This is a genomic window from Kibdelosporangium phytohabitans (genome assembly GCF_001302585.1).
GTDB lineage: Bacteria > Actinomycetota > Actinomycetes > Mycobacteriales > Pseudonocardiaceae > Kibdelosporangium > Kibdelosporangium phytohabitans.
Genome location: NZ_CP012752.1, coordinates 9288626 through 9298236, shown reverse-complemented (window position 1 = coordinate 9298236; position 9611 = coordinate 9288626). Strand labels below are relative to the sequence as shown.

Annotated in this window: 10 protein-coding genes, 1 pseudogene and 1 other annotated feature; of the genes and pseudogenes, 9 read left to right on the top strand and 2 right to left on the bottom strand. The window is 65.0% G+C overall.

Annotation, left to right across the window (positions count from 1 at the left end; translation table 11 throughout):
• Positions 1–42 precede the first annotated feature (42 nt).
• Together AOZ06_RS41500 and AOZ06_RS41495 are read left to right on the top strand one after the other, a co-directional pair.
• Entirely contained in the window at positions 43–2472 is a 2430-nt protein-coding gene (locus tag AOZ06_RS41500; protein WP_054294379.1) for an ATP-binding protein, read from the top strand.
• 88 nt (positions 2473–2560) lie between these two features.
• Entirely contained in the window at positions 2561–2998 is a 438-nt protein-coding gene (locus AOZ06_RS41495) for an SRPBCC family protein (RefSeq protein ID WP_054294378.1), read from the top strand.
• A gap of 53 nt (positions 2999–3051) precedes the next feature.
• Here the strand turns inward: AOZ06_RS41495 and AOZ06_RS57285 are convergent, their stop codons facing one another.
• Both AOZ06_RS57285 and AOZ06_RS41485 read right to left on the bottom strand, forming a co-directional pair.
• Positions 3052–3573: a hypothetical protein gene (locus AOZ06_RS57285; protein WP_157233531.1), complete on the bottom strand. Its 522-nt coding sequence runs from the start codon at positions 3571–3573 to the stop codon at positions 3052–3054.
• Positions 3574–3632: 59 nt separating this feature from the next.
• The gene (locus tag AOZ06_RS41485) at positions 3633–4127 is read right to left on the bottom strand and encodes a hypothetical protein (protein WP_054294376.1); all 495 of its coding nucleotides are present in this window, start codon (positions 4125–4127) and stop codon (positions 3633–3635) included.
• A gap of 17 nt (positions 4128–4144) precedes the next feature.
• Between AOZ06_RS41485 and AOZ06_RS41480 the strand changes: the two genes are divergently transcribed.
• From AOZ06_RS41480 to AOZ06_RS62380, 7 genes and pseudogenes are all read left to right on the top strand, one after another.
• On the top strand, positions 4145–4462 hold the full coding sequence (locus tag AOZ06_RS41480) for a transposase (protein WP_054290121.1): 318 nt from the start codon (positions 4145–4147) through the stop codon (positions 4460–4462).
• Positions 4420–4551 (top strand) — a sequence feature (AL1L pseudoknot). It overlaps the preceding gene by 43 nt.
• Positions 4459–4782, top strand: coding sequence for an IS3 family transposase (locus tag AOZ06_RS41475; RefSeq protein ID WP_054294375.1), 324 nt, complete (start codon positions 4459–4461; stop codon positions 4780–4782). It overlaps the preceding feature by 93 nt. The genes AOZ06_RS41480 and AOZ06_RS41475 overlap by 4 nt, the downstream gene beginning before the upstream one ends.
• Positions 4697–4954 (top strand): HAD family hydrolase, encoded by a 258-nt coding sequence (locus AOZ06_RS61825; RefSeq protein WP_083472276.1) that lies wholly within the window; start codon positions 4697–4699, stop codon positions 4952–4954. The genes AOZ06_RS41475 and AOZ06_RS61825 overlap by 86 nt, the downstream gene beginning before the upstream one ends.
• A 491-nt stretch (positions 4955–5445) precedes the next feature.
• Positions 5446–6063, top strand: a complete 618-nt coding sequence (locus tag AOZ06_RS41465; protein WP_054294373.1) for a hypothetical protein — start codon at positions 5446–5448, stop codon at positions 6061–6063.
• Entirely contained in the window at positions 6060–6434 is a 375-nt protein-coding gene (locus AOZ06_RS41460) for a DUF6907 domain-containing protein (protein ID WP_417999915.1), read from the top strand. Before AOZ06_RS41465 ends, AOZ06_RS41460 begins: the two co-directional genes overlap by 4 nt.
• Before the next feature lie 455 nt (positions 6435–6889).
• Positions 6890–7777 carry a replication-relaxation family protein gene (locus AOZ06_RS41455; protein WP_236951906.1) on the top strand — a complete coding sequence of 296 codons (888 nt, stop codon included), beginning with the start codon at positions 6890–6892 and terminating at the stop codon, positions 7775–7777.
• 254 nt (positions 7778–8031) lie between these two features.
• Positions 8032–9360 (top strand): annotated as a pseudogene (locus AOZ06_RS62380) (recombinase family protein); the annotation flags it as partial.
• Positions 9361–9611: the final 251 nt, after the last annotated feature.

Genomic DNA, 9611 nt, shown 5'->3' with positions numbered 1-9611 from the left:
TATATCCGGTTTGCGCGATCACCAACCAGGCAGGATAGTGCCGTGGCGCTCGAATTCTCGTTGCTAGGCCCCGTATCTGCGTATTTCGACGGCGCACCGGTCGCCATCGGCCCGGCACAGCAGCGAACCGTGCTGGTGGCACTGCTGGTTGACGCGGGAAAGCCGGTCCCGCTCGCCGAACTGGTCAAGCGAGTCTGGGGCGAACAGCCGCCACGCCGCGCAGCCGAGGTGATCAGGACGCACCTCTCGCGCCTGCGCGCGGCACTGCCCGACGAGTTCTCGGTGGTGCGTGAGCACGGCGGGTACGTCGCCCAGCTCGCACCGGATGCGGTGGACCTGCACAGGTTCCGGTGCCTCGTGGCCGACGGCGACATCGGCCGGGCACTGCGGCTGTGGCGTGGACGCCCGTTCGACGGGCTGGAAAGCCCGTGGCTGGACGACCTGCGGACCGCGCTGGAGATCGAACGCACGGAGGCGTCGCTGCTGCCCGGCCCGGCCCGGCAAACGACCCCGGCGCTGCGGCAACTGCCCGCCAGGCCGGGCGTGTTCAGCGGCCGTGCCAAGGAAATCACGATGCTGGACGCCGCGAGCAAGATGGTGATGATCACCGCGATCGGCGGGATCGGTGGCGTCGGCAAGACGTGGCTGGCACTGCACTGGGCTTACGCGAACCTCGACCGTTTCCCGGACGGCCAGTTGTACGTCAACCTGCGCGGATACGACGCGCACCGGCCGCTGCACCACACTGAGGCGGTCCGGCACTTCCTGGACGCGCTCGGCGTCGACCCGAATGCGATCCCGCCGGAGCCGGAGGCGCAGGCCGAGCTGTACCGGTCGGTGCTGTCCACCCGCCGGATGCTGGTCCTGCTCGACAACGCCCGCGACAGCGCCCAGGTGGTGCCGTTGATCCCCGGCGGCGAGTGCACGGTCATGGTGACCAGCCGCAACCAGCTCGGCGCGCTGGTCACCCACCACGGTGCCCGCAGGCTGGCGTTGGACGTGATGACCGAGGCGGAAGCCCACGAGCTGTTCGTCGAACAGGCCGGCCACCGCCGGGCCGCGGCGGAGCCGGGAGCGGTGACGGAGATCCTCACGTGGTGCGCGGGTCTGCCGCTGGCGCTGGGCATCGTCACGGCACGTGCGGTTGCGAACTCGGCGCTGCCACTGGCGGTTCTCGCCGACGAGCTGCGTGACCAGGTCCACCGCCTGGACGAACTGGACACCGGCGACGGCCACGTGAACCTCAAAGCGGTGTTCTCGTGGTCGTACGCCGCCCTCGGCGCGACCGCCCGGCGGCTGTTCGCCCTGATCGGCTCGGTACCGACCGTGGACGTGACCCTGCCCGCCGCCGCGGCGGTGATGGACGTCGAGGTCGACGACGTCCGGCAGCCGATGCGGGAACTGGAGGCCGCGCACCTGGTGTCGTACACCGAACCGGGCCGGTACCGGATGCACGACCTGGTCCAGCTGTACGCGGCCGAACAGGAATGCACGGGCAAGCCCGCGGCGCAACAGCGCCTGACCAGTTTCTACCTGCACACGGCACACCACGCGGACCGCCTGCTCGACCCGGAACGGCCCCCGGTGCGGATCGACCCGCCGATGGCGCAACCGTGGCCACTGGCCGACGAGGCAGCGGCGTGGGAGTGGCTGGAGGCAGAGCAGCAGAACATCGTCGCGATGCAGATGCTCGCGCTGCGCGAGGAAAGACACGCGGCGGTGTGGCAGCTCACCGCGGTACTGGACACGTTGCGCCTCCGGCGGGGCCGTTTCACCGAACAGCTGGAAGGCTGGCAGCACGCGCTGACAGCAGCCGAACGAGCGGGGGAGCTGCTCACGATGGCGAAGGCACACCGGAACCTGGGCCACCTGCTGGTCCGTCTCGGCAATCTGCAGGAATCCCACGAGCACCTGACGGCAGGTCTGGCACTGGCCGAGCAACTGGGGGACGTGGAAGTGCAGAACCACTGCCACCACCAGCTCGTGCGGACGAACTCGGAACTGGGGGACAACCGGAAAGCACTGGAGCACGCGATCCGCTGCACAGAACTGGTGAAGCACGGAAGCGACCGCGTGTTCGAAGCGAAGAACCTCAACCAAGTCGGCTACGTGCACGCCCTCCTGGGCGAATACGAGCAGGCACGGGACTACTGCAGCCGGGCACTGGCGCTGGCCGAGGAGATCGACTCGCTGGTCGCCCAGGCGGACATCCAGGACAGCCTCGGCTACATCGCCTACCAGACCGGCGACCACACCGCGGCGATCCGCCACTACCGCGCGGCACTGGACCTGATCCGACGGACAGGTTCGCAGGCAGAAGAACCGGAAACCCTGGTAGCGCTGGGAAAAGTCCACCAAGAAGCGGGCGACACCCAAGCCGCCCGCCAAGTCTGGCAGCAGGCGCTGGAACTGTTCACCGCCCAGCGCAGAACAGTCGACATGAGACACGTGCAAGCCCTGCTGGAGAACTAGTCGCCGTCGCATTGCCCAGGGTGGGCAGGGTGTGTCGATGTTCCCGTGCCGGGTACTCGGACTCTGTCACCGGCGAAAGGACAGATCCATGACCACCGTGTCCCGCACGTTCACCGTCGACGCCCCGCCCGAGGTGGTCGTGCCGTACCTGGCGGACTTCGGCAACGCCGTGCACTGGGACCCAGGAACCGTGACCTGCGCCCGCAACGACAGCGGGCCGATCCGAACGGGGGCGAACTGGCACAACACGTCGAAGATCGCGGGCATCACCACCGACCTGACCTACACGCTCGAGCAGTTCGACGAAGACCGGCTCGTGCTGGTGGGCCGCAACGACACGGCGACCTCGACGGAAACCATCGAGATCACGCCCAACGGCGCGGGATCGAGTATCACCTACACCAATGAACTCGAATTCAAAGGCGCGGCGAAACTCGCGGCACCGTTGGGCAAAGTGGTCTTCGAAAAGCTGGGAAACGACACCGAGAAGCAGCTGACCGAGGTCCTCAACAAGCTGGCCCGCTAGTGCGCCCTGTCATGGTTCATACGAGACAGCGACGAAAATGAATCACGTCCGGGTCAAGGCGCGTTATATGTCACGCTGCCGCGTAGCGCCGGGGCGCCGGGAGATTCGCAATGCTGCTCGAAATCAGCCACGAGAACGGCCGGAGCGCCATTCGACCCATATTCGACGCGGTGAACGGTGAAGCTACCGTAAGTGTTGCTGCACCCACGGCCGTGCGCGACGACATCGATCCCGGGTGCGGTGTTGTCACGGAACGCGGCGCGCTGAGCCCCGACGTAGGTTCCGGCGGTGAAGGCCTTGCCGCGTGGCGCAGCGAGGGTGACGTCGAAGAACGTAAGCTGCCCGTCTCTCTGATACAGGGCCATCAGGTTGACGCCACCCTCGCTCGACCGTAATTTGAAATCGCCGCTGCGTGAGGTGACATGTTGGCTCTGCCCACCACCGACATAGTCGCCAGGTTCGCTGACATAGGAAAATTCTGCAGGCGGAGGCGCAGCAGCGCTGGACACACTTTGAAAACCAAGCGTTCCCACGGCGATGAGCCCGAAAAAGGTGAGTACTCGACGTTGTTTCATGCAAAGCTCCGTATCCGCTTGCCTGACCGGCGGCATGATCATGCCTCGTCGAGATGCACTTACCCGGCTGAAGAATCGATCAAACGCAAGTAATGAGCCATCCCGGCCAGTCCGGACAGGAACAGAAATAACCCCAGCCACCACCGCGTGGTGGAAGGTGACGTCGTCCGCTGAGAAAGCCGGATCACAACGTGCGCCACAAAGCACACGAGGAACCCGGACACGACCGTGTTCTCGGCAATGTCCCACGCCGGCGAGTCGATGTCGAAGATCGCGCCAGCGATGCTCCCCACCACCGCAAAGGCCAACAGCACCAGTCCCACAGTGCAAACCCTGCTCTTGGTCACACGCTGAATGCCCCCAACGTTGAGATACATCAACAACGCCAACCCGAACGCTACACCGCTGAGCTTGTAGAAGACCGGTAGCCAGCCCGGTCCCCACCCGGCCAACCGAATCCCGAACCCAAGCAGCACAAACACGAACAACGCGAGCACGACCCGCTCCAGGCCGGTCAACTGTCCCGCCCCGGGTTTGATGGAGACATCGAACACCCGGAGGATTGACAGTCATGGCGGCACCACGGAAGTACCCGGATGAGTTGCGGGAGCGGGCGACGCGTCTGGCGGTTGAGGCCAGGCGAGATCCGGTGTCGGCGGGTGGGGCGATCAAGCGGATCGCTGATCAGTTGGGTGTGCATCCGGAGGCGTTGCGGACGTGGGTGAAGCAGGCCGAGACCGACGAGGGGACACGGCCGGGAACGACCTCGGCCGAGGGGGCCAGGGTCGCGGAGTTGGAGCGTGAGGTGCGTGAGTTGCGCCGGGCGAACCAGATCCTGAAGTCAGCGGCGTCTTTCTTCGCGGCGGAGCTGGACCGTCCGTCGCGGTGAAGGTGGAGTTCGTCGATTCCCAGCGGGAGGAGCACGGTGTCCAGCCGGTCCTGCGGGTGCTTGAGGGCACACCCGCCGAGATCGCACCGTCGACCTACTACGCCGCCAAGACCCGTCCCGAGTCCGCCCGTGCGGCATCCGACCGGGTGCTGGCCGAGAAGATCGAGCGGGTGCACGAGGCGAACTACAGCGTCTACGGGGCGAGGAAGGTCTGGGCCGAGTTGAACCGTCAGGGTGTTGACGTGGCCCGGTGCACGGTTGAGCGGCTCATGCGCGAGTCCGGGCTTCGCGGGCTGCTGCGGGACAAGTCCCGTCGGTGATACGCCGAAGGACGTCGAAGCTGCGTTGACCGCCGGTGTGCGGGTGATCGGTGTGGCGAGTGGCAAGAGCAGCGTGGACGAGTTGGGTGATGCGGGCGCGACCCGTGTGTTGGCTGACCTCACCGATCCGGCGGAGGTCGTCAGGGTTGTCCATGCGGTCACGGAGTCGTAGCGGCCGCAAGGCCGAACGGCCAGACAACCCGAGCTGACAGCTCGGGTTACTTGTCGGTAGCCGTCTTAGCGTGCTGTCGGCACCCGAGGTTGGGCGGCGCTCTCCACGAGTCGTACTCGCACCCTCGACAACCTCAGTACTACTCGTTCGCCGTGCTGGCCTCGGGTGCCCCACGTTGAAGGGCAAGTGTCAGGGGGCCAGAGATGCAACCGTGTGAACCAGCGCGCGACCGGGTAGTTCGTGACGTCCGTAACCAAGTGGCCGAGACGTTGGTGGCTGTGGGGTCGAAGAGGCTCACACGGGTCGCGCTGTTCCGGGCCAGCAAGTGGGCGAGTGTGTCTCTGCGGGACTGCGCGGATGATGCCCGTGCGGACGACGTGAGCCTGGTCAGGGCGTTCGAGTGGCTGCGTATCGCGCTGCGCTTTGCTTCGTGCGAATGCTGATATCCGTTACGAGTCAACAGGTTTGCGATGTCATCACACACTCAAGCCGTGCAGCGGCACCTCACCGTTCCCTACGTCACGGCATGGTCTGCGGAACAAGACCTGTCTGGGGAGCTGATTTACCACTCCAGCGGCAGGATCGGCTACGCCGACGAGACTGCCATGGACCGCGACGCACACGGCATCCTGTGGGTACGGGCAGAGTCGCGCCCGGGCGAAAGTCGGCCAGACTTCGGCGAGGTCAACTCGTTGCGGCAGCGCCGAGCGATGCGGCGACTGTTGTGCCAAGTGTGCGGTGGACCAGCAGACAGGAACATCGACGGCGTGTTGTGGCTGCTGCCAGACTTCCGAGAGGACTGGCCCGGGTGGCCGGATGCCATGGCTAACGCTGAGCCTCCTATCTGCGCGCGTTGCGTCCGCCTGTCAGTCCGGCTATGCCCCAAGCTGCGGCGGGGTGCGGCCGTCATCCGCGTACGTGAATGTCCCGTCGCTGGCGTGCGCGGGAAGCTCTACATGCGAGACAAGGGCGAAATCGTGCCGGTGAAGAACGACGCTTTCGCCTTCGATGACCCAATGATCAGGTGGGTGCAGGCCTACGGCTTGGTCCGTCAGTTGCGCGGATGCACCCTGCTGGCTCCAGGAGAACTACCGGAGTGTGACTCATGAGCACGCCTGCTTCCAAAGCAGTTGAAGAGCGGCCGTTCTGGCTTCCTGGACCGTGTCCGAAGTGGTGCGACCGGCTTCATGAGGACAACCTGGATGACGGCGACCGGCGACACATGTCTGAGGACGTGTGGGATGTCCTGCTGTCCACTGAAGACCTCCGGGTCGCTGGTCAGGTTCCACACAAGCCGTCGGACTACCGGCCGACCGAGCTGGTGATCTACCTCGATCAACACGTCCGGGAGATCGGACCCCGGGTCGTGGTCGGCCAACCGCCCGGCGATCGTACGAAACTGCACTTGCTCCCGGCCGAAGCACGCCAGATCGCGCAGGCGCTTCTCGACATGGTGAACCTCATGGAGGACGGCAACTGATCAAAGCTTTACACCGATGCTTGTCCAAAAGCGACGGAGAAACCGGAGTTAAGGGGTGTCAGGCAACCCGGGGAAGGACGGTCGGTCATGGTGGACAGTGGTGAGACGGCGCGAAGTCAGGAAGTATCGGCTGCGGATGGGGTAGCGCCGGGGTTGGCGGATGGGCTGGCGCACTCTCGGCGCTCTGAATCCCTCACCCCAAACGCTGACCCGGCTGGTCATGGATCTGCTGGTCAACGGCAGGTTCGGGCAGGTCGTGCGGAAGGCCGAATGAAGGATGTACGACGTCAAGTCGTTCCTTCTGGGTCTGGGCGTGCGCGTGGCGGGAGTCGGCTGGGCGAGCCGGACATGTCGCTGTGGTTCCGTTTGGTTGACCGGGATCAGCGGCTGCTGGCTCTGCTGGCTGAGCACAAGGTGCTGACCACTCGGCTATCGCCGCCATCGAATTCACGTCTGTGCGGCGGGCTCAGGACCGGTTGCGGCGGCTGCGTGAGATGGGCGTCGTGTTCGCGTTCCGCCGGTCCTACGTCAATGGCGGCACGAGCGAGACGCGGTTCGCGCTGGGTTACGTCGGCAAGCGGCTGATCTGCGCGCAGCGGGCGCAGACGCCACCCGCTCCCAAGGCGTACGCGCAGAGCCTGGAACGGCTGGTGGTGTGGCCGAAACTTAATCATCAGCTTGGCGTGAACGACTTCTTCTGTGGCTTGGCCGCGCATCGCAATCCTGCCCGTCGTAGCAAGTTCGATGTGACCGGTGGTGTGCTGACGCAGTGGTGGTCGGAGAAGCGGTGCGCTGAATTCTTCTGCATTTACAGCGGCAACGAGGTGCGGCTGCGCCCAGACGGGTACGGGTGCTGGGAGCGTCAGGGCCGTGTGGTGCGGTTCTTCCTGGAGCATGACACCGGCACGGAATCGCTGACAGTCGTCACCGGCAAGATCGCCGATTACAGCGCCTTCTCCACCGACCGGTTCGGGATCCTGTTGTTCTCGGTCCATTCGAGTCGGCGGGAGCACTCGCTGCGAGCGGCGCTCAGTCGCGCGCAGGCCGGTTACGATCCTGGCTTCGTGATCGCCACAGCGGCACGCGACCATGATCACCCGGACGGTCCGGCAGGTCCGGTCTGGGGCATTTGGGATCCACGAGACAGCACTGCACCGGTGCGCCGGTACCGCCTGGACGAACTCCCCGAACGCGGCCCACGCTTGGACCGCAAGCTCTCCAGACCTGACGAGCCTCTGAGCGAGGCCGCGTTCGATCCGGATGACCAACAGATGGTTAACCTCATTCACCGGTCGCCTGGAACGTCAGACACGAGGAATACCAACAACTATTGGCGAGATTGATCCTCGATGTCGGACCGTGACGAGGAAGTAGCTCCACTTTGGGCGGAACCACCCGATGAGGGCAGTTCTGACCAGCAGGTTTGGTGTTACGATCAGACTAGAAAACGCGGTCGTGGGTATGTTGGCCATGTCGACCGTGTTGGTGGCCGAGAAGCCGAACGCATACGCGCGGAACTGGCTGATGTGACCTACGAACTTCTCGATTGGGCTGCGAGACAGCGTCGAGATCAATCCATTGAAGATGGTGAGGCAGCATGACTTCCGAGAATGTGAACCCACCAGCGCCGATGCTGAATCGGCGGATTGGCTCGCTGTCCGCGACCGTTCCGGTGTCCGGTCCATCTGGACTGTCAGACTACGCAGTGTCGCCCTTGGGGATGCCGGTCGCGTTGCTGCGGGATGAGGTGCGGGTGGCGTTCCTCGGCCGGACGTCCACTGAGGATCAACAGGATCCGCGCCAGTCCCTGATGCGGCAACTGGGGAACGCCAAGGTTGCCATCCCCGAGTCATGGGTGATCGTCGTGCACTTCTACGACGTTGAGTCGGGGCGTATGGAACTCGACCAGCGTGGCCAGGGCGGCAACTACGAGCGGTTCGACATTCCCATTGCGCGCGACGGTGGCATCGCTGATCTGCTGGACGAAGCGCAGCATCCGGGGCGGCGGTTCGACGTGGTGATCTGCGAGAGCGTGTCTCGTGTTGCCCGGCGAACGTTCGAAGGCCTCTCCATCGAACGGGAACTGGAACACGTCGAAGTACCGCTGTTCGCCGCCAACGAACCGATCACCCTGACCGGCAGCCGGGCGCAACGGATTCTGCAACGGCGGATCAATCAGTCGGTGGCCGAATACGAAGTCCTCAACACGCTCGAACAGTCTTGGGGCGGACTGTGCACCCACGTGCGTGAGGGTTGGAACATCGGCAAGCCGCCTTACGGCTACCAGGCCAAGACCTACCGCCATCCCAACCCGGCCAAGGCAGTCAAGGGGCTGACCAAGACCCGCTTGGAACCTGACGGCCTGCGGGCGGAGACGGTCACGCAGATCGCACTGTGGCGGTACCACGAAGGCCTCGGCTACGACGCTATCGCGGATCGCCTCAACGCTGACCTGTCCAAGTACCCGCCACCCGAGCCGCCAGGCATGCGGCGGGCGCGGGGAGCGTGGGGCAAGAGCAGCGTATACGAGGTCTTGAAGAACCCGAAGTACACCGGCTACCAGGTCTTCAACCGTCGTGCCTCCCGCTCCCGCAGTGGCAAGGTCAACGACCCGGTGAAGTGGGTGTGGTCGACCGAGCCCGCGCATGAGCCACTGATCCCGAAGTGGATGTACGACGAAATGACCACTCACCGCCAAGATCGGCGAGGCTCCCGCGACGGAGGCGGCAAGAACACGCACCCCGAGACGCTCCACACGCACGTGCTGCGGGGGATGGTGTTCTGCGAGTGCGGACGGCGAATGTTCGGCGACCAGCGACGCAACTACGCCTACTACAAGTGCTGGCCACGCAACAACAACCGGGGACGACCGGACAAGTACGCCGGACATCCCAAGGTCGTCTACATCCGCGAGGATGCCCTCCTGGACGCGGTGTCTCGGTTTTTCGCCGATCGGGTCTTCGGAGCCTCGCGCAGGGAGATCCTGGCGGCCGACATCGCCACGATCGACGACCGGGCCACTCGCACCCGGCAGTCAGACCGTCTACGGCTGCAGCGAGTCGTCGCCGACGTCGCCCGACGCCAGGACTCGATCCTGCGGCAGGCCCAAGACGGCGACGATCCATTCGCCAGGGCGCTACGTGGCACCTACAACGACTTGGAAGCAGAGAAGGCCAG